This is a genomic window from Azospirillum oryzae (genome assembly GCF_900177515.1).
Lineage (GTDB): Bacteria > Pseudomonadota > Alphaproteobacteria > Azospirillales > Azospirillaceae > Azospirillum > Azospirillum oryzae_A.
Genome location: NZ_FXAK01000001.1, coordinates 251,745 through 269,816, shown reverse-complemented (window position 1 = coordinate 269,816; position 18,072 = coordinate 251,745). Strand labels below are relative to the sequence as shown.

The window sequence follows — 18,072 nt, the reverse complement described above, 5'->3', positions numbered from 1 at the left end:
GGCTCTGTCGCTGGGGAATGGGCGGAGATCGGGGCGCTGGAGATCGGGTGCCGGGGGCCTCAGTCTTTGACGGGAACGAAGGCGCCGCCCTTGACCTCGACCTTCACCAGTTCCTTTTCCGCCTCGCGGTCGGCGCTGAAGCTGGTCTTGCCGGTCACGCCGGGGAAGTCCTTGGTCTGGGCCAGCGCGTCGCGCACCTTCTCGCGCGTCGGGTTGGGCTGGGCCTTTTCCACCGCCGCCAGCATGATGCGCACCGCGTCATAGGCCTGGGCCGGGAACTGGCCGGGGACGGCGCCATCCGAGCGCTTCTTCCATTCCTCGACGAAATGCTGGACGTTCGGCGACGGGTCGGTCGGCAGGAAGTTGGAGGTCAGGTGCATGCCCTCCGCCGCCTCGCCGGCCAGTTCGATCAGCTTCGGGCTGTAGGCCGCCGAGGTCGAATAGACCGGCGTCTTGACGCCGAGCTGGTGCAGCTGCTTCAGGAACTGCGCCCCGTCCTCATAGAAGAAGCCGGTGTAGATCGCATCGGGCTTCGCACGCTCCAGCTTGCTGATCAGCGAGCGGTAATCCTTCAGGCCGCGGTTGAAGAACTCCGAAAAAACGACTTTGCCGCCGTCGGCCTTCACCGCGTCGGAAAAGCCGCTGACCACCGACTGGCCCCAATCGGTCTGCTCGGCGATCACCGCGACGGTCTTCAGGCCCTTGGACGCCATCCATTTGGCGTTGTAGGGGCCTTCCTGCGCCTGGGTGGCGATGTTGCGGAACTGGTACTTGGAGATCTTGGTGTAGTCGGGGTGCGAGGCGGTCTGCGACAACTGAGGCATGCCGGCCTCCTTGTAGACCTGCGCCGCGGCCATCGACACGCCCGAGGTGAAGTCGCCCAGAACACCGACGATCTCCTTGTCGTCGACGAACTTGCGGGCGATGTTGGTTCCCTCCTTGGCGTCGGACCGGCTGTCCTCGAAGACGATCTCGACCTTGAACGGCTTGCCGGCGGCGTTGAACTCGGTCAGCGCGATCTCGGCGGCCTTGCGGAAATCCTGGCCGTACTGCGCGGTGTCGCCGGTCAGCGGCAGCTGATAGCCGAGCTTGACGGTGTCGGCGGCGAAGGCCGAACCGGCGATCCCGGCAACGGCAAGCGTCGTGAGCGTGAGGAGGCGGAGTTTCATGGCGGGGACACCCTCTTCTTCTGTTTGGCTTCTTATGCTTCGCAGCGCGTGGACTTATTCGGCCGGTTTGGCGCCCGGCAGGACCTTCAGCCGGCAGCAGCCCTCGTCGCCCGGCTTCCAGGTTTCGCCCTTGAAGACGAAGCCGGCCGCTTCGAACAGCCCGCCGTCGATGGCGCCGGCCATCTTGCACAGTAGCTCCAGGTCGGTGTCGGAGCGGCCCTGGGCCTGCCAAGCCTCCTTCAGCGGACAACGGTGGAAGTGGATTTCCAGCGCCTCGCCGTCGCACCGCTTGATCTCCGGCGCGAACATGCTGTCACGGTTGGGGATGCCGTCGAGGAAGGCATGGCAAAGGCCGGTCAGATCGTCAGGACCATGGCCGGCATATTTCACGCCCATCGCCTCGCCGAGACGGCGGGTGGCCTCCTGCCCGACCTCCAGCGCCGTTTCGGTGCCGAACCGCTCGCGCAGCACGTCGAACATGTGGGCGTAGGACGCCGCGCGCATCGCATAGGCATTGCGCAGAAGGGTGGGGTAATCGGGGGTATCCGACATGCCGGCCGTCTCCTTGATTAAATTTCGCGGGCGTCGTTCCAACGGTACTGCAGGATTTTCAACGGCCCGACGCGTTGCAGCAGGGCATTGAAGGGCAGTGGTGTCGGCGGGGTGAAGGGCAGGGCGAGGTCCTTCGGATCCTGGCCGATCGCTGCCCGCGCGAGTTCCCGGCCAAGCGAGATCGACAGCGCCACGCCGCGCCCGTTGCACCCGGCCCAGCCGAAGCCGTTCGGCCCCAGCCGGTGGACGCGGGGAAAGTAGTCGGTGGTCATCGCGATGCGGCCGTTCCACACATAATCGAAGGAGACGCCTTGTAGGGCCGGGAACATCCCGGCCAGACGGTCGCCGACAATGTGCTTCAGCCGTTCCGCCCCGTTCACCGGGATCAGCAGCGCGCCGCCGGTCACCAGCCGGTTGTCGGCGGTGTAGCGCATGAATCGCAGGTCGCCATGGGTGTCAGACATCGCCTGACGGCCCGGCAGGATGGTCTTTCGGACATTGTCGCCCAACGGCGCGGTCGCCATCTGCCAGGACAGCACCGGCACGACCTCCGTCCGGATCTCCGGAAAGACGGCGGCGGCATAGCCGTTGGTGCCCAGCACCAGCGCGTCGGCGGTGACCATTCCCTGTGGCGTGCGGACGACCCACATGTCGCCGCGCCGTTCCACCGACAGGGCGGGGGAGTTGATGTAGACCGCCGACCCGGCCTCGACGGCTTTGGCGGCAAGCCCGCGCACCAGCGCCAGCGGGTTGATGTGCCCGCCGGCCCGGTTCATCCAGCCGCCGTAATAGGCATCGGTGCCGAGAAGGGCGGAAACCGCGGCGCGGTCCAGCAACTCCACGTCGGCGCCGTACTGGCCCCATTGGGCGGCCCGGCGCTCGGCGATCTTGATGCGGCCCGGCGAATGCACCGGCTGAACCCAGCCGGTCTGCTCCGCCGCGCAATCGATGCCGAGGCGGCGCACCAGATCGAACAGGGTGGAGGCGCTGTCGCGGATCAGGCCGACGAAGCGTTCGCCGGCCTCGCCGCCGAAACGGGCGACGAGGTCGGCGGGGTCGGGCCGGGTCAGCGTCGGGATGACCTGCCCGTTGTTGCGTCCCGAAGCGCCGCGGCCGAGTTCGGAGGCTTCCAGCACCACCGCGTGCTTGCCGGCCTCCGCCGCGTGCAGGGCGGCCGACAGGCCGGTGAAGCCGCCGCCGATCACCAGCACATCGGCCTGCACGTTGCCCTGCAACACCGGCAGCTCCGGCGGAGGCGGGGCGGTGGCCTCCCATAGCGAGTCCGGGCGTCGCCAAATTCCGCCCCGGCCTGGAATGTCCTGCGCCTGGTCTGCCACTTTCGCCTGCCCCCGCTCGGCCAAATCGGTCCGGCCCGATCACTTCAGTCAGGCCCGGCCGTCTCCAGTCAAACTATGGGTCAAAAGACACACGTGCGCAATTCCCAAGATTTTCTAGCGAAAACATTGTTACGCCTAGTGTGCCGCTGGGAAATCCCTGGGAATTGCACAAGCGGCAGGTCACCCGGCCTTCGGCAGGACGGTCTCGGCCAACCGCACCCAATAGCTGGCGCCGATCGGCAGCACCGCGTCGTTGAAGTCGTAATGCGGGCTGTGCAGGTTGCGCCCCTGGTCCGACGGACCCGCGCCGACCCAGATGTAGCAGCCCGGCCGCTTCTGCAGCATGAAGGAGAAATCCTCCGCTCCCATGCTGGGCATCGGATCCAGATCGAGGGCGTCTTCTCCGACGACGCGCGCCGCCGCTTGCCGCGCCAGTTCCGTTTCCTTGACGCTGTTGGTGGTCGGGGGATAGCGCCGTTCATAGCGCAGGCTGGCCTCGACGCCGAAGCCGCCGGCAATGGCGGTTGCGACCTCGCCCATGCGGCGCTGGACCAGATCCTGCACCTCCGGACGGAAGGTCCGCACCGTGCCGCGGAGAACGGCCGTGGCCGGCAGCACATTCCACGTATCGCCGGCGTGGAACTGGGTGACGCTGACCACTGCCGAATCGATGGGATGGACGCTGCGGCTGGCGATGGTCTGCCAGGCGCCGATGATCTGGCTGCCGACCATGATCGTGTCCGTTCCCATATGCGGCATGCCGGCGTGGGTGCCCCGGCCGGTCAGGGTCAGTTCGAAGATGTCGTAGGCGGCCATCAGCGGGCCGGGGCGCAGCGCGATGCGGCCGACCTCCAGCCCCGGCCAATTGTGCATGCCGAAGACCTTCTCCACCGGGAAACGGTCGAACAGCCCTTCCTCCACCATCACGCGTCCGCCGCCTTCATTTTCCTCGGCCGGCTGAAAGATAAAGACGATGGTGCCCTGGAACAGGTTGGGATTCTCGGTCAGGTGGCGGGCCGCGCCCAGCAGCATCGCCGTATGGCCGTCATGCCCGCAGGCATGCATGCGCCCCGGATTGCGCGAGCTGTGGGGCAGGTTGGTTTCCTCGTGGATGTGCAGCGCATCCATGTCGGCGCGGAAGCCGACCATGGGCCCCTCGCCGTTGCGCAGGATTCCGACCACCCCGGTCTTGGCGAGGCCGCGGTGAACCTCCAGCCCGAAGGAGGCGAGCTTTTCCGCCACGAAGTCGCTGGTCCGCTGTTCCTCGAAGGCGGTTTCCGGATGGGCGTGCAGATCGCGCCGCCATTCCGTCATGTCCGCCGTCAGCCTGTCCATCCCCGTCGCCATCCCGTCCATTGCCTGTTCCTCTTGTTCGGGCAAAATCCTGTCTCGATCCTGCCCAACTTATACCGGAACCGAAACGGTCTATTTCGCTCACAAAGCCCGCAGCCTTTCCGTGCCCCCTCTGTATTGCGCGTACTGTCGAAGGGCGCAGGAGTTCGCCGCCACCGCCGTACAACGAACAAGCGCGGCCCGATGCCGCCGACGGGTTCATTGACGGAATGGCGACGACCATGGACGGGAACGCGACACGGCGTACCGACGGATTGCTGCGTCTTGCGGTCCAGCATCACAATGCCGGACAGAGCGAGCGGGCGGAGCGGTTTTGCCGCGAAATCCTGCGGATCGACCCGACGCACGGCGATGCCGCCCATCTGCTAGGCCACATCGCCTATCAGGACGGGCGCAGGACCGACGCCACCCGGCTTTTCGATACCGCGGCGCGGTCCAACGCGCTGGTCGGCTCCTACCATCTGGCGCTCGGACAGGCGTTGATGGAGGAGGGGCGGGTGGCTGCCGCACTCGCCAGCGCCCGCCGGGCTCTTGCCGTTAATCCCGACGATGCCGCCGCGCTGTGCCTGCTGGGCTCGGTCGCCGGGCGGCAGGGGCGGCCGGTGGCGGCGCTGCGCTGCTACCGCGCCGCGGCGCGTCTGATGCCGAGCGCGGCCGAACCGCGGCTCGGCATGGGCCGGGCGCTGGAGGACTTGCGGCAGGGCGGTGCCGCCATCGGCTGCTTCCGGCTGGCGGCAAAGCTGCGGCCGCAGGATGGTGCCATCCGCGTCGCGCTGGCCAACGCGCTGCGCCGTTGGGATGCCTTGGCCGAGGCCGCCGCCGCCTATCGGGACGCCATCGGGCTGGGCGCCGGCAACGGGTCGGTCTGGGCCAATCTGGGCGCCACGCTTCAGGGTCTGGGCCGGTTCGGCGAGGCCGAAGGCGCCTATGTCGAGGCTCTGCGCCGCGAGCCCGGCCATGCCGAGACCCGGAACAATCTGGGCCTGCTGCTGCATGCGCAGGGCCGCCATGAGGAGGCGAGGGCGCGGTTCCGCACCGCGCTGGCGCTCGACCCCTGCCATGTCCCGGCGCTCGTCAACCTGGGGCTGGCTGACTCGGCGCTCGGGCATCATGGCGGTGCGGAGCGGTGGCAGCGCCGGGCCATTGCCCGCGAGCCCGGCCGGGCGGAGGCCTGGAACAATCTGGGTAACGCCTGCAAGGCCCAGGCGCGGCGGGCGGAAGCGGAGCATTGCTGGAAACGCGCGCTGGCGCTGCACCCCGCCTTCGCCGATGCGCTGGGCAATCTCGGCGCCGACCTGTCGGACCGCGAAACCTTCGGGCCGGCGGTGGTGCAGGTGCGCCGTGCCATCCGGCTGATGCCCGGCCATGCGCCGCTGCATGCCGTGCTGGCCTATGCTCTCAACGGCGCCCAGAGCCCCGTCGAGGCCGACGTCGCCTGCCGCAAGGCGCTGGCGCTGGCGCCGTCGCTGGCCGATCCGCTCTGCACCCTGGGGCTGGCGGAGCAGCGGCAGGGGCGCGCCGACGCCGGCCGCTGGTTCGAGCGCGCCATCGCCGCCGTGCCCGGCCATGCGCTGGCCCGCTTCAACCGCGGCCTGCTGTCGCTGGAACGCGGCGCGCTGAGCGCCGGCTGGGCCGACTACGCCTTCCGCTTCAAGGCCGGACGCGTGCGGCCGGAACGGCGCTTCACCATCCCCGAATGGACTGGCGAGCCGCTGGACGGCAAGCGCCTGTTCGTCTGGCGCGAGCAGGGGGTGGGGGACGAGTTCCTGTTCGCCTCCTGCTATCCCGACCTGATCAGGATGGCCGGGCGGGTGGTGATCGAATGCGAACGCCGGCTGGTGCCGCTGTTCGCCCGCTCCTTCCCGAAGGCAACGGTGCGTGCCGAACAGCCGCCCTGCGGGGTGACGGAGGCGGAAACGGTCGATTGCGACTATCACATCCCGGCCGGCTCGGTCCCGCGCCTGCTGCGCGAGCGGCTGTCGACCTTTCCGGCGCGGTCCTGCTGGCTGTTCGCCGACGGCAGCCGCGTCGCCGACTGGCGCGAGCGGCTGGATGGCGCGGGCGACGATCTGCGGGTCGGCATCAGCTGGCGCAGTCAGGTGATGACCGCCGACCGCCGCAGCGCCTATCTGCCGCTGGATGGCTGGGCTCCGGTCTTCGCGGTGCCCGGCGTCACCTTCGTGAACCTGCAGTATGACGAGTGCCAGCGCGAAATTCTGGCGGCGGAACGCCGGTTCGGGCAGCCGATCTACGGTTGGACCGGGCTGGACCTGCGCGACGATTTCGAGGAGACGGCGGCGCTGGTGTCGGCGCTCGACCTCGTCATCGCGCCGGCGAATTCGGTGGCGGAGCTGGCCGGTGCGCTGGGTGTGCCGGTCTGGCGCTTCGGGCACCGGGATTGGACGCAGCTCGGCACCTCCGGCCGGCCCTGGTATCCGTCGATGCGCCTGTTCCAGCCGCTGGGCGGGCAGGGGCTTGAACAGGCGCTGGAGCGGATCGCAATGGAACTGCGGCGGGTGGCGGGTGGCTGACCGGCCTACATCAGCCGCGGCGGCTGATCGCCATCCTCGTCGAAGGTCCGGTCGGTTGGCGGCAGGCGGAAGGCGGCGGCGAAGATGCGGTCGGCCAGGTCCGGGGGCGGGCGGTCTTCCGATTGCCCGAGCGCCAGTTCCATCGCCACCATCTCGTCCAGCATCGCCTGCGCCTTGACCGAACGCAAAAGAAGGCGCCGCGCGTCCCTGGCCGTATCGGCGGGCCAGAGGGCGAGGTCGCCTCCATAGCGATCGAGCCGATCGCGAAACTCCTCATCCGTCATCGAATGAATCCCTGGCCGCCTGCGCACCGGCGCGCAGCAGCAGCCGGAGCTGCTGGCGCGCACGTTTCAAAAGCGATTCTACAGCACCGACGCTGATTTGCATAACGGCGGCGATGTCGGCGTTGCTTAAATTCTCGTAATAAAACAGCGTCACGGCGGCGCGCTGCTGCGGCGTCAGCCTGTTCTGCGCATCCAGAAGCCGGGCGGCGACCTGCCGGCGGTGGATGGTGCTGACCGCGTCGGGGGCGCTGTCAGACGGCTCCGCGACGCTTTCCAGATCCTGGCCGACCGGCCGGCGCTTGTGGTCGATGCAGCGATTCACCACCACGCGGTACAGCCACGTCGTGAACCGGGCGCCGCCGTCGTCGCTCCATTGGGTGCGGCGCTGCCAGACCTGGAGGAAGGCGTCCTGCACGACATCCTCGGCCTCCGCCTCGTTGCCGGTCAGGCGGCGGGCCAGCGCGTAGGTACGTTTCAGGTGGCGATGCACCAGCCGCCGGTAGGCCGCTTGGCTGCCGGCGCGGATCTGCGCCATCAGCGCTTCGTCGCAATCCTCGTCCGCGGGGATGATGACGCCGGCGGCGGAACCCCGGCTCAGGTCCCCGGACATGGAGCGCCCGACGCCGGATTCCTCCCGCGGATGGTCAAGCCGAGAGTCCGCCCGAAAGTCCGCCATGTGCATGATCCATCGTTCTCCCGACGACGGATGCATGCGGCCCTTTGGCCGGCGCACCGACGACAGTGGATGGCCCGCCGCGTTCTGCGGCGATGGCCTGCCAGGCCTTCAGCATGAAGGACGTTTGGCGGATGAGCGAGTCACAGGCCGCCACCGGATCCTTCCGGCTGGCGGCGGCGCCCGCCTGCACGATCAGCCGGTGGTAGAACCGCCGAAGCGTCAGCGCGACATCCTCATTTTTGTCGAAAACCAGAATGGAATCAAGGCCTGCGAACACCATCACCGCATTTCGGATCGCGGTGTGGTGCGCTTCGAACCGGCGGTCTGCGGCGGCGTCGCGGGCGGCATGCAGATGGGTCATCGCCCGCTCGTACAGCCGCAAGACTGCGACCAGCGGCGGCACCGCGCTGTTGGCGACGGCATAGGCGTTCAGGGCTTTCGAATAGGCGGAATTGCGCATGGCGCCAAATCCTCTCGATGGGATGTGCCGTGACCGGGTGTCAGCTGTCGTCGCTGCTGTCGCTGTAGGTCAGCTGTTTCAGCAGAAGGGCCGCCGTCTCGGCAGCCGCCTCCAGCCGGGCGTAATAGGCGGTCAGGGTGCTGCGGTAGGTCTCGGCCTTGGTCTTGATGTCGGTCGAGCGGCTTTCCAGCTCGGTATCCCGGGTTTCCAGATCGTCGATGGCGGTGGCGAGGTCGCTGTCGTAGTCCGCCGACGCATCGTCGATGACACCGAACAGCTTGTCGGCCAGCCCTTGCGAGAAATCGATGTCGACGCTGCCGCTGTTGCCGGAATAAACCAGCACGATGCCTTCATAGGCCGTGCCTTCGGCGCCGATGATGCGGTCGTCGCTGACGGTGAACAGGCTGCTGTCGCCGTCGACCGATGCCGAGGTGAGGGCGCCGTCGTCGCCGCGCACAATATCCAGCGTGAAGGACAAAGCCGAGGCGCTGCTGGTGTAGCGCAGCAGCGACATCTGGCTCGACGAACTCGTCATGTTGAGGCCGAGCAGTTGCTGAACCGCATCGACATCGGTGCTGAGGATGCTGTTCAGCGTATCCTCGTCCAGTTCCAGCTCGTTGGAGCTGTTGAAGCTGATGCCCAGCGAGGCCATCGACAGCACCGTGCCGTCGTCGGTGGTGATCGACGTGTTGAGGGCGCTGTTGACCGACCGGACGATCTGCCGCAACAGGCTGTCGGAGAATAGAGTCGCGTCGCTGGACGCCGTGCCGTCGCTGGTCGTCGCCTGCTGCGTCAGCACGAAGTCGCGGTATTCGTTGTAGGCGTCGACGAAGCTGACGATCGCCGACTTGATCGAGGACAGGTCGGTCGACACCTCCATGGAAATCGCCGTGTCGGGGCTGGCGCTGTAGAGGTTCAGCGTCACGCCTTCGATGGCGTCGTCGATGGTGTTGGAACTGCGGCTGACGGTGACGCCGTCGATCTCGACGATCGCATCCTGCACCGCGACCAGCTCGTTCTTGATCGCGCCGTCGCTGTCGGTCAGGCCGAGCGAGGACAGGATGCCGTCGCCGCCGTCGGTCAGGCTGATTTCCTCGCCCGTGTCGTTGGCGGTCAGGATCAGCTGATAGCTGCTGTCGCTGACCTGCACGATGCTGGCGGTGACACCGCTGGTCGATTTGTTGGCGTTGATGGCGTCGCGCAGGTCGGTCAGGCTGTCGTCGCTCTCCATCGAGATGGTGACCGCGTTGCCGTCGGCCGCCTGCAGCGTGAAGCTGCCGGAATAGCCCAGCGCATCGGTCTTGCTGCCGGCGGCGTCCGCCGCGATCTTGTGCTTGGTGGCGAGCTGCTGCACCACGACCGAATAGGTTCCGACCTCCGTGTCGTCGTCCACCGTGGCGCTGAACACATCGTCGTCGCCGACATAGGCGGTGCGCTGGCCGAACAGGTTGGAGGACGCGCCGGTGGCGACGCTGCGGTTGCGCAGCCCGTCGATGGCGTCGTTGACGGCCTGCAGCTTGTCCTGCAGATCGGTGTAGGCGGTGATCTTCGCCTCGTTCGCCGTGATCTTGGTGTCGATCCGGTCGGCCTTCGCCAGCCTCGCATTGACCTTCGCCTCGATCAGCAGGGAATAGTCGATGCCGGTGCCGGAATCGCTGGAGGACAGCGCCGTATAACCCGTCGTCGCTGCGGTGCTGGAAGAGGTGGAACTGACGGTGGTCATGGCAAGGCTCCCCCAATTCCGGCCGCGAGCGGGGCGGCGGATGGCACGGCGATGCGGGTTTGGTGGCGGCTTCGGCTGAAAGGGAAAGCGGCGGCCGGCCGGGACTTGTGCCCCCGCCGGCAGCCTTGCGGACCGTCAGCGGAGAAGGGAGAGCAGATTCTCCGGCATCGAGTTCGCTTGCGACAGAACGGCGATGGCGGCCTGGGTCAGGACCTTCTCCGATGCCAGCTTCGACTGCTCCTCGGCCACGTCGACGTCCATGATGGCGGACTGGGCGGCCTCGGTGTTCTCGATGGTGGTGTCGATCATGTCGCTGCGGAATTCGAAGCGCGAGATCAGCGCGCCGACATCGGCGCGGGCGTCCGACAGGGTGGTCACCGCGGTGTCGAGCGCCGTCAGCGCGGCGGCGGCGGTGGCCGAGGTGCCGACATCAAGCGTGTTGATGCCCAGCCCCGTGGTGGTGACGCCGGCGATCTGCACGGTGATGTTGTCGGTCGAGGTGGTGCCGACACGGAAGTTCACGCCCGACGCCCAGTTGGTCGAGCCGTCGAGCAGCGATTCGTCGTTGAAGCGGGTGCCCGATGCGATGCCGTCGATTTCGTCCTGCAGCTGCTGGAACTCGGCGTCGAGATAGGAGCGCTCGTTGTCGGTGACCGAGCCGGACAGCGATTGCGTGGCCAGCGAGCGCATGCGCTGCACGATGTCGGAGATGCTGGACATGCCGCCGTCGGCGGTCTGCAGGATCGACGACCCATGCGAGGCGTTGGTGGCCGCCTGGTTCAGCACCGTGATGTCCGACTGCAGCGAGGTGCCGACGGCGAGGCCGGCGGCGTCGTCGGACGCCTTGGTGATGCGCGAACCGCTGGCGATCTTCGAGACCGAGTCCGACTGGTTGGTCGAATTGATGTTCAGGTAGCGAAGGGCCGAATTGGAAGCCGTGTTTGTCGAGATGACGGGCATGATGTGGTCTCCTGATCGAACCGGGCCGTTTCGGCGACCCTCACCTGGGACTCACGGGGCAGGCGGCGAAAGCTGGCGGGATTTTTCGGTCGGGTTAGCGCTTTTTTGCGCTGCCTCTGCGGTCACAGGTATTTGGACAGGTTGTTCTCCTCGAGGATCTTCATCAGGCTCATGGTCGCCTCGAGCGAGGCCTGGAGCTGCGACAGCCTGGTGGTGGATTCCGCCAGATCGACGCTGCGGATGTCCTCCACCTGGGTCTGCAGAACCAGCTGCTCGTCGACATGGCGGTCGATGCTGTTCTCCAGCGAGGAACTGGCGGCGCCGAGCTTGGCCTGGACGATCGACAGCCCGTCGGTGGCGTCGGAGGCGAGCTGCGTCGCTTCGGCCAGCAGATCGTCGTCGACCGGGTCGGTCGACATGCTGGCGATCAGGCTGAAGGCGCGGAGCGCCTTCTCGAAGGCCGGCTGGTCGGCGGTGACGCCGTAGGACAGCACGAAATCGTCGGCCGCCTGGAAATGGGCGACGGTCGAATCCCCCTGGTAATAACCGGTGTCGGCGCTCGACGGGTAAGTCGCGGCTGTGTAACTGTCGAGATCGACCGCCGGCTGGTCGGTGCGCCCGCCGGCGAAGAGATAGCGGCCGTCCTGGCGGGTGTTCAGCAGCCCGCCAAGCTCCTCCATCAGCTGGCCCGCTTCCGCCACGACGCCTTCGACACCGGCGGCGTTGTCGCCCTGCAGGCCGGTGATCAGGGCGCTGAGGCGGGAGGTCAGGTCCGACATGCTGCCGACGGCGTCGTACATCGACTGGATGCGGCCGTTCACGACCTCGCCTTCGTCGATATACTGTTCCAGCCGGCGGTAGTGGCTTTCGAGGTTGACCAGCCGGCCGCTGTCCGACGCGATGCCCTTGTAGTCGGTGGAGTTCAGCCCCGACGCCGAGCGGACCTGTTCCGCGGCCACCTTGGCCTCGGCCTTCATCATGTATTGGACGAGCGTGTTCTGATGGTTGTAGGTCGCGACCCGTTCCATCGCGGTCTCCTCTACTGGACCATGTCGAGCGCCGTGCTGAACATCTCCTGCAGCGTCTTCATGACCGCGGCTGCGGCCTCGTAGGCGGATTGCAGGGTGGAGATCGCGGCGGTTTCCTCGTCGACATTCACGCCGCTCTGCGACGAGAAGGTGGATTCGAGGCTGCTGGCGTAGCTGTTCTGGCTGTCGTAGGCGGTGGATGCCATGTCGGCGAGCGTGGCCGCACCCTGGATCACCGCCCCGGCATAGCCGGCGAAGGTCGTGCTGCGGGCACTCAAACCACCGGCGGCATCGAAGTCGTGGCTGGTGGAGAAGGCTGCCGACAGTGCCGTCGCCACCGATCCCTCGCCGCTGGTCAGCACCGTGTCACCGGCGGTCAGCCCGCTGGTGGAGGACAGGGCGCCGGTGGCGAGCAGGCTGCTGTCGCCGGCGATGCGGGTCGCGACCTTGATGTCGGAGGCGCCGGTGCCGGTCAGCAGGTCGTTCAGGCCGTAGGCGGTCGAGAAGGCGCCGTCATCGCCGCCGAGCGCGATGCCGTTGCCGGAATCGGTGGCGGCGATCACCAGCTTGCCGTCGGCGGAGATCGAGGCGGATGCAGTGCTCATCGTGTTGATGGCGTCGACCACATCCTGCAGCGTCGACAGGGTCGACAGATCGATGTCGAGGACCTCCGCCGCCGTGCCGCTGCTGTCGGTGACGGCGACGCGCAGCGTGCCGCTGGTCACCGTCAGCGCATCGCCGGACGAGACGGTTTCGGTGCCGGTCAGGCTTTGCGGGGCGGGGTAGGCGGTGCCCTGGTTCTGGATCGCGTTCAGGCTGTCCATCAGGGTGGTCGCCAGCTCGTCCAGGCTCGCCTGTTGCGCCGGCAAATCGGTGTCGCGCAGCTGCACCAGGGCGCCCAGCGTGCCGCCCGGCGAGGAGCCGGTGATGTCGGTGCCGTTCAGCATGATGCCGCCAAATCCACTGCTGCCGCTGGCGCTGTAGATGGTACTGGCGCTGACCGAGGCGGCCGGCGTGTAGGACAGTTCATGCACCTTGCTGTCGAGCAGCGATTTGCCCGACGCGGTGGAGATGCGCATCAGCCCGCTGTCGTCGACCTGATAGGTGACGTCGATGTTGGTCGCCAGGCTCTTCAGCGCGGTGTTGCGCCGGTCTTCCAGGTCGGTGACGTTCTGGCCCAGCGCCTTGCCCTTGACGATCTGGTCGTTCAGGGAATCGATGCTGTTCAGCGTCTCGTTGATGCTGTCGACGGTGCTGGCGATCGCGTCGTCCGCCTGGGCGCGCAGGGACTGGATGGAAGACGAGGTGCTGCGCAGCGTCTCCGCCAGATCCGACAGGTCCTGCACGGTGGCGGCCTTGGCGCTCTCGCTTTCGGGGGAGGTGGCGAGGGTGCCCAGCGTGTCGGCCAGCGCGTCGATCATCGAGCCGATGTCGGTGCCGCCGCTGTCGTCGTCGCTGACGCTGCCGAAGGCCGACTGCATCTGGTCGAGATAGCGGTTGCGGGTGTCGGTGTAGCCGAGGTCCGATTGCGCCGCGACCAGCGTCTTCAGCAGATAGCGGTCGACATTGCTGCTGACGGCGGTGACGTCGACGCTGGAGATGTTGGTGCCGGTGCTGCGCGTGACGTTGGACGCGGTCTTGCGGGTGTAGCCGTCGGTGTCGGCATTGGCGACGTTGGAGGAGGCGACGGCGATCCCGACCTCGGACGTGCGCAGCGCCGACGTGGCGATGGAACCGGCGACGCGAAGCGACATGGCGGCTTCCTCCCCTGCGTTTCAGGCCGTCAGACCGACGACATGGCCGGTGGTGCGCGTCGCCACCCGTGCGCCATAGCGCCCCGCAGCGCCATAGGCGACGCCATACACGCCGGCCGGCGCGGTGGATGCCGCGCGCAGGGCGGCGCCGATGGCATTCTGGCGGGCGCGGTGCACCTTGATCTGCGCCTCGATCTCCCGCATGCGGGCGGCCAACGTCGGCAGCACGCGGTCGGCGGCGGCCTTGGCGGCGCCGCGCACGGTGGGGGAGACGCGCTTGCTGCGCGTCTGCGCCAGCGCATCGTCCAGCCGGTCCCTCCAGGTCCGCAGCAGCGTCTGCATGTCGCCGGCCGCCAGCAGCGCGTCGCGCGGCCGGCCCTCGCGCACGGCGGCCTCGGCACGTGCCGCGCTGCGGTCCAGTTCGGCGACGAAGGCCTCCAGCACCTCCACCGCGTCGACGCGGAGGACGATGGTGGGGGAGGCTGGTTCGGCGGGGTGGGTGGGTGCCTGGGCCTTGGTCAGGACGGGCTTCGGCGGGGCCGGTTTCCGCAGGGTCTGCTTGAGCGCCATGGATTTGGCTCCGGGTGTTGGATGTCTGGTTCCACGGCGGGTGGGGGGAAAGCTGGCGGGTTTTTTTGGGGAGGAATTCGAGAGATGTGCAGTCCTATGCCCCCACCCTAACCCTCCCCCGCCTTTGGCGGTGGAGGGGACTGCCGCCGCTTCGCGTAAGGCACCCTCTCCCGCGGAGCGGGGGAGGGTCGGGGAGGGGGCACTCGAAACCGACACCCGCCCAACGGCTCACCGCCGCGTCGCCATCGCCCGCCCATAGGCGCTCATCGCAGCATTGGCGACCCGTCCGCGGTGGATCCGCGCCCCGAGTGCGCGCTTCTCCACATCGAGGCCGTCGATCAGCGCGATCAGGTCGTCGGCTATCGCCAGCCGTTCCGCCCGTGTGGCGGTCCTCGCCAGCAATGCCCGCGCCTGCACCACCAGCCGGCGGTGTTCCAGCAGCAGGGCTTCGGCGCGGGCGAACCCCTCGTCCGGTGCGGCGGTCATGGCGTCACCGCTTCATCGAAATCAGCGTGTCCAGCATGTCCTGCGCCGTCGTCATCACCTTGGATGCGGCGGAATAGGCCTGCTGGGCGACGATCATCCGGCTGAACTCGTCGGTCAGCTCCACCGTGGAGCTTTCGAGCGAACTCGCCTCGATCTCGCCGGCGGCGCCGTCGCCGGCGGTGCGCAGCTGGTAATTGCCGGACTCGTAGGTCTGGGTGAAGGTGGTGCCGCTCTCGCTCTCCAGCCCGTCGGCGTTGGCGAAGGTCGCGATGGGAATCTGATAGATCGCGCGCGTCTCGCCGTTGTCGAAGGTGGCGCGCACCACGCCGCTGCTGTCGATGGTGGTGCCGGTCAGCGTGCCGGGTTCATAGCCGTCGCCGGTCGCCGTCCAGTCGCCGATGGCGGCGGTGTCCTCGCCCGAGGCGTACTGTGTCAGCCCTGTCGTGCTGTCGGCGCTGCCGAGATTCATCGACACGCTGCTGTCGCTGGCGCCGGTGGTCCAGCCGCCGACCGAGAAGCTGATGGCCGATGGATCGACGCTGGTCGTGGTGCCGCTGCTGTCGGTCTGGGTGGCGCCGGCCAGCGAGCCGTCGCTGTTGAAGGTGATCGAGATCGGGAAGCCGGAGATCGTGCCAGTGGTGGTGGTGCCGTCGGCGGAACTGGTCGGGTCGGAGGCGCTGAGCGACCATGTGTTGTCGGCCGTCTTGCTCCAGGTCATCGTCACCGAATGGCTGTTGCCCAGCGCGTCGAACAGTTCGACGTCGGTGGTGAAGCTGTCGCCGGTCTCGGCGTCGGAGGGCAGGTTGGCCTCGATGTCCAGCGTCGAAGTCGCCTTGGGCGTGCCCTTGATGCTGGTGAGGTTGATCGCCTCCAGGCTGTCGGTGGAAGTCTTGTTGCTGGCCTTGACGGTGCCGTCGTCGCTCACCGCCCAGCCATAGAGGTAGTAGCCCTCCGAATTGACCAGATTGCCGTTGGAATCGGTGGAGAAGGAGCCGTTACGGGTGAAATAGGTGCCGCCGCTCGAGGTCTTGTCCGACACCACGAAGAAGCCGTCGCCGTTGACGGCCATGTTGGTGGTGGTCGCCGACGACTGGATTTCGCCCTGGCGGCTGACGCTGCGGGTGTTCGATGCGATGACGCCGCCGACCTGCTCGTCCACCGTGGTGGTCTTGTTGATGTAGGAGGTGAACTCCGTCACCGTGCCCTTGAAGCCGGTGGTGCTGGAATTGGCAATGTTGCTGGAAATGCTGGCGAGCGCCTTGCTCTGGGCGGTCAGCCCGGACGTGGCGCTGTACATCGCGCTGGTGAGGCTCATGGCGGCACCTGTCTTTCGAAATGTCCGGGGGAGGGGGTCAGGAGAGCGTCAGCACCTTGTCGGCCGACAGGCTGACGCCGCCGACATTCAGCACCGCCGTGCCGCTGGAACTGTCAACCGCGGTCACGGTGCCCTTGAAGCGGGTGGTGGTGTCGATGGCGTTGCCGCTGGCGTCGAGCGCGGTCACCGACAGGGTGTAGGTGCCGCTGCTATAGCTCTTGCCGTCGGTGCCGATGCCATCCCAGGTCACCTCGTGCGTTCCGGCGGCGGTGGAGGAGCTGACGTCGCTGTAGACGGTGTTGCCGTCGGAATCGGTGATGGTCAGCTGGACCGAGGACGCCGCGGAGTCGAGGTCGTATTCCCAGGTCGCCTCGCCGTTCTGCATCGGCGTGGTGGAGCCTTCGGCCTCGACCGTGTGGCCGTAGTAGTTGACGGCGCTGCTGCCGGACCCGAGGGCGGTGGACAGCGAGCTGCTGAGGTCGGAGACCGTGCTGGTCAGCGTGTCGAGCTTGTCGCCGATCGACATCTGCTGTTCCAGCGAGGCGAGCTGGACCAGCTGCGTGGTGTAGGTGCTGGCGTCCACCGGGTTGGTCGGATCCTGCACCTCCAGCTGCTTCAGCAGCAGCGTCAGGAAGGACTGGTAATTGTCGACCAGCGAGGCGGACGAGCTGCTCGACGTCGAACTGCTCGTCGTGGTCGTCGCGGTTGCAGAGCTGACAGAATCGACCAGCATCGCCTTCTCCACCCAATCGCGGCCCGTTCGCGGAATCCGGGCGGGATTTCGCGGCGGTTCAGGCCGATGGCTCTTCGGGATGGGCGGCGGGCTGGCGCCGCCCCGTTCGTTCTGTGGCTATCCACGGAACGGCCGGCGAAAGCTGGCGCGGATTTTTTCAAGAAAGTGCGGAGGGAGATGAAAGTCCCCGGCGGTCCGTAGCGGCGGGCCGGAACCGGCGTGATGCTTTGCCGGTTGGGGACTGTATCCTCAACTGTCCCAGGGAGCCGTCCATGTCCGGCACGAAAGAGCGGAATCAGGAACAGGACCGGCCGGCGGGCCACGATCCGGCCGCGCCCGTCGAAGGCGACGGAGCGGTGCCGCGCACGACCGAGGAAAACAAGAAGGCCGCCGAGGGCGAGCGCTTCGAGAAGGCTCCCAATCCGGGGCATCCGGTCTGACGCCGGCTTGCTTGCCCCGGACTGACTCGTCCCGAAATCGTTCTGCCGGCTCTGACGGCTTCGGTTACTCCGCGGCCCTCAGGGCCGGCGTTGCGGCCTGCGTCTGCTTGCCGGAGCGGAAAACCAGCAGGGTGAAGAGCCCGAGCGCGCCGAGCAGCAGCAGCGAGCTGACCGCGGCGACCGGCTCGAACGCGGAATAGCCGAGATGCAGGGCGGCGACCGCGGCGGTCAGGAAGGCCGTGCCGACGCACCAGACGACGATCTGGGTCATCGCCAGACGGCTGGTCTCCAACGCCGGATGCAGCCGGTAATAGACGCCGAACAGGAAGAGCGACACCCAGCCCAGCAGATTGAGGTGGGCATGGGCCGGCATCAGGCTGTGGTCCTGCGATGCGGCCATTCCGATCCCCATGCCGATGCCGGCAAGTGCGAACAGGCAGGCCGCCCTGAAACTTGTGGATGAGGTTTTCATTGCCCTGGTCTCCAATCACCGTCCCCGTGAAGGTTCGTATTCGAACGATGTCAGAGCACTCAAATGCTGTCCATGGAAAAACCGCCCATAACCTTTGGATCAGGCGGACGGATATTTTAAAATATCGGATATCGACTGAGATACTGCCCGGGGTCGAAGTTGCAGGATGCGTCAATGACCCGTATTTGAAATAGTGGGCCGCCGTCCGTTCTTTCATCGGCATCGTCGC

At 67.3% G+C, this 18,072-nt stretch carries 18 protein-coding genes; 2 read left to right on the top strand and 16 right to left on the bottom strand.

The features are described from left to right. Positions 1 to 59: 59 nt before the first annotated feature. From B9N97_RS01270 to B9N97_RS01255, 4 genes are all read right to left on the bottom strand, one after another. On the bottom strand, positions 60 to 1,169 hold the full coding sequence (locus B9N97_RS01270) for an ABC transporter substrate-binding protein (RefSeq protein ID WP_085082529.1): 1,110 nt from the start codon (positions 1,167 to 1,169) through the stop codon (positions 60 to 62). A gap of 54 nt (positions 1,170 to 1,223) precedes the next feature. Beyond that, complete coding sequence (locus B9N97_RS01265; RefSeq protein ID WP_085082527.1) at positions 1,224 to 1,721, bottom strand: L-2-amino-thiazoline-4-carboxylic acid hydrolase; 498 nt, start codon at positions 1,719 to 1,721, stop codon at positions 1,224 to 1,226. 17 nt (positions 1,722 to 1,738) lie between these two features. Further along, complete coding sequence (locus B9N97_RS01260) at positions 1,739 to 2,959, bottom strand: NAD(P)/FAD-dependent oxidoreductase (protein ID WP_244560490.1); 1,221 nt, start codon at positions 2,957 to 2,959, stop codon at positions 1,739 to 1,741. Between the two features lie 279 nt (positions 2,960 to 3,238). Beyond that, on the bottom strand, positions 3,239 to 4,393 hold the full coding sequence (locus B9N97_RS01255) for a M20 aminoacylase family protein (RefSeq protein WP_244560489.1): 1,155 nt from the start codon (positions 4,391 to 4,393) through the stop codon (positions 3,239 to 3,241). A 227-nt stretch (positions 4,394 to 4,620) separates the two neighbouring features. Between B9N97_RS01255 and B9N97_RS01250 the strand changes: the two genes are divergently transcribed. Next, positions 4,621 to 6,942: a tetratricopeptide repeat protein gene (locus B9N97_RS01250; RefSeq protein ID WP_244560488.1), complete on the top strand. Its 2,322-nt coding sequence runs from the start codon at positions 4,621 to 4,623 to the stop codon at positions 6,940 to 6,942. Positions 6,943 to 6,947: 5 nt separating this feature from the next. On the opposite strand, the gene B9N97_RS01245 is transcribed toward B9N97_RS01250, so the two are convergent. From B9N97_RS01245 to B9N97_RS01195, 11 genes are all read right to left on the bottom strand, one after another. Further along, positions 6,948 to 7,226: a hypothetical protein gene (locus B9N97_RS01245; protein WP_085082521.1), complete on the bottom strand. Its 279-nt coding sequence runs from the start codon at positions 7,224 to 7,226 to the stop codon at positions 6,948 to 6,950. Continuing rightward, entirely contained in the window at positions 7,216 to 7,836 is a 621-nt protein-coding gene (locus tag B9N97_RS01240) for an RNA polymerase sigma factor (protein ID WP_244560487.1), read from the bottom strand. The genes B9N97_RS01245 and B9N97_RS01240 overlap by 11 nt, the downstream gene beginning before the upstream one ends. A 34-nt stretch (positions 7,837 to 7,870) precedes the next feature. Then, positions 7,871 to 8,362 carry a flagellar export chaperone FliS gene (gene fliS, locus B9N97_RS01235; protein WP_085082517.1) on the bottom strand — a complete coding sequence of 164 codons (492 nt, stop codon included), beginning with the start codon at positions 8,360 to 8,362 and terminating at the stop codon, positions 7,871 to 7,873. Positions 8,363 to 8,402: 40 nt separating this feature from the next. Continuing rightward, positions 8,403 to 10,085 carry a flagellar filament capping protein FliD gene (gene fliD / locus B9N97_RS01230; protein WP_085082515.1) on the bottom strand — a complete coding sequence of 561 codons (1,683 nt, stop codon included), beginning with the start codon at positions 10,083 to 10,085 and terminating at the stop codon, positions 8,403 to 8,405. Positions 10,086 to 10,220: 135 nt separating this feature from the next. After that, positions 10,221 to 11,045 (bottom strand): flagellin, encoded by an 825-nt coding sequence (locus B9N97_RS01225; protein WP_085082514.1) that lies wholly within the window; start codon positions 11,043 to 11,045, stop codon positions 10,221 to 10,223. 122 nt (positions 11,046 to 11,167) lie between these two features. Continuing rightward, the gene (locus B9N97_RS01220; RefSeq protein WP_085082513.1) at positions 11,168 to 12,073 is read right to left on the bottom strand and encodes a flagellin; all 906 of its coding nucleotides are present in this window, start codon (positions 12,071 to 12,073) and stop codon (positions 11,168 to 11,170) included. An 11-nt stretch (positions 12,074 to 12,084) separates the two neighbouring features. Then, positions 12,085 to 13,827: a flagellar hook-associated protein FlgK gene (flgK, locus tag B9N97_RS01215; RefSeq protein ID WP_085082512.1), complete on the bottom strand. Its 1,743-nt coding sequence runs from the start codon at positions 13,825 to 13,827 to the stop codon at positions 12,085 to 12,087. A gap of 21 nt (positions 13,828 to 13,848) precedes the next feature. Then, a complete protein-coding gene (locus tag B9N97_RS01210) occupies positions 13,849 to 14,397 on the bottom strand; it encodes a hypothetical protein (protein ID WP_085082511.1) in 549 nt (182 codons plus the stop codon). Between the two features lie 228 nt (positions 14,398 to 14,625). Then, positions 14,626 to 14,883 carry a hypothetical protein gene (locus B9N97_RS01205; RefSeq protein WP_085082510.1) on the bottom strand — a complete coding sequence of 86 codons (258 nt, stop codon included), beginning with the start codon at positions 14,881 to 14,883 and terminating at the stop codon, positions 14,626 to 14,628. Between the two features lie 4 nt (positions 14,884 to 14,887). Continuing rightward, positions 14,888 to 16,198, bottom strand: a complete 1,311-nt coding sequence (gene flgE, locus B9N97_RS01200) for a flagellar hook protein FlgE (protein WP_085082509.1) — start codon at positions 16,196 to 16,198, stop codon at positions 14,888 to 14,890. A 37-nt stretch (positions 16,199 to 16,235) separates the two neighbouring features. Further along, positions 16,236 to 16,931 carry a flagellar hook assembly protein FlgD gene (locus tag B9N97_RS01195; protein ID WP_244560486.1) on the bottom strand — a complete coding sequence of 232 codons (696 nt, stop codon included), beginning with the start codon at positions 16,929 to 16,931 and terminating at the stop codon, positions 16,236 to 16,238. A 272-nt stretch (positions 16,932 to 17,203) separates the two neighbouring features. On the opposite strand from B9N97_RS01195, the gene B9N97_RS35455 reads away from it, so the two are divergent. Continuing rightward, entirely contained in the window at positions 17,204 to 17,371 is a 168-nt protein-coding gene (locus B9N97_RS35455; RefSeq protein ID WP_167393159.1) for a hypothetical protein, read from the top strand. Between the two features lie 64 nt (positions 17,372 to 17,435). On the opposite strand, the gene B9N97_RS01185 is transcribed toward B9N97_RS35455, so the two are convergent. After that, positions 17,436 to 17,843, bottom strand: coding sequence for a hypothetical protein (locus tag B9N97_RS01185; RefSeq protein ID WP_085082507.1), 408 nt, complete (start codon positions 17,841 to 17,843; stop codon positions 17,436 to 17,438). Positions 17,844 to 18,072: the final 229 nt, after the last annotated feature.

Bases quoted from the DNA above. Each gene is read 5' to 3' on its own strand.
- B9N97_RS01270 (WP_085082529.1), bottom strand. From the start codon at position 1,169: ATGAAACTCCGCCTCCTCACGCTCACGACGCTTGCCGTTGCCGGGATC.
- B9N97_RS01265 (WP_085082527.1), bottom strand. From the start codon at position 1,721: ATGTCGGATACCCCCGATTACCCCACCCTTCTGCGCAATGCCTATGCG.
- B9N97_RS01255 (WP_244560489.1), bottom strand. From the start codon at position 4,393: ATGGACAGGCTGACGGCGGACATGACGGAATGGCGGCGCGATCTGCAC.
- B9N97_RS01250 (WP_244560488.1), top strand. From the start codon at position 4,621: ATGGCGACGACCATGGACGGGAACGCGACACGGCGTACCGACGGATTG.
- B9N97_RS01245 (WP_085082521.1), bottom strand. From the start codon at position 7,226: ATGACGGATGAGGAGTTTCGCGATCGGCTCGATCGCTATGGAGGCGAC.
- B9N97_RS01240 (WP_244560487.1), bottom strand. From the start codon at position 7,836: ATGTCCGGGGACCTGAGCCGGGGTTCCGCCGCCGGCGTCATCATCCCC.
- fliS (WP_085082517.1), bottom strand. From the start codon at position 8,362: ATGCGCAATTCCGCCTATTCGAAAGCCCTGAACGCCTATGCCGTCGCC.
- fliD (WP_085082515.1), bottom strand. From the start codon at position 10,085: ATGACCACCGTCAGTTCCACCTCTTCCAGCACCGCAGCGACGACGGGT.
- B9N97_RS01225 (WP_085082514.1), bottom strand. From the start codon at position 11,045: ATGCCCGTCATCTCGACAAACACGGCTTCCAATTCGGCCCTTCGCTAC.
- B9N97_RS01220 (WP_085082513.1), bottom strand. From the start codon at position 12,073: ATGGAACGGGTCGCGACCTACAACCATCAGAACACGCTCGTCCAATAC.
- flgK (WP_085082512.1), bottom strand. From the start codon at position 13,827: ATGTCGCTTCGCGTCGCCGGTTCCATCGCCACGTCGGCGCTGCGCACG.
- B9N97_RS01210 (WP_085082511.1), bottom strand. From the start codon at position 14,397: ATGGCGCTCAAGCAGACCCTGCGGAAACCGGCCCCGCCGAAGCCCGTC.
- B9N97_RS01205 (WP_085082510.1), bottom strand. From the start codon at position 14,883: ATGACCGCCGCACCGGACGAGGGGTTCGCCCGCGCCGAAGCCCTGCTG.
- flgE (WP_085082509.1), bottom strand. From the start codon at position 16,198: ATGAGCCTCACCAGCGCGATGTACAGCGCCACGTCCGGGCTGACCGCC.
- B9N97_RS01195 (WP_244560486.1), bottom strand. From the start codon at position 16,931: ATGCTGGTCGATTCTGTCAGCTCTGCAACCGCGACGACCACGACGAGC.
- B9N97_RS35455 (WP_167393159.1), top strand. From the start codon at position 17,204: ATGTCCGGCACGAAAGAGCGGAATCAGGAACAGGACCGGCCGGCGGGC.
- B9N97_RS01185 (WP_085082507.1), bottom strand. From the start codon at position 17,843: ATGAAAACCTCATCCACAAGTTTCAGGGCGGCCTGCCTGTTCGCACTT.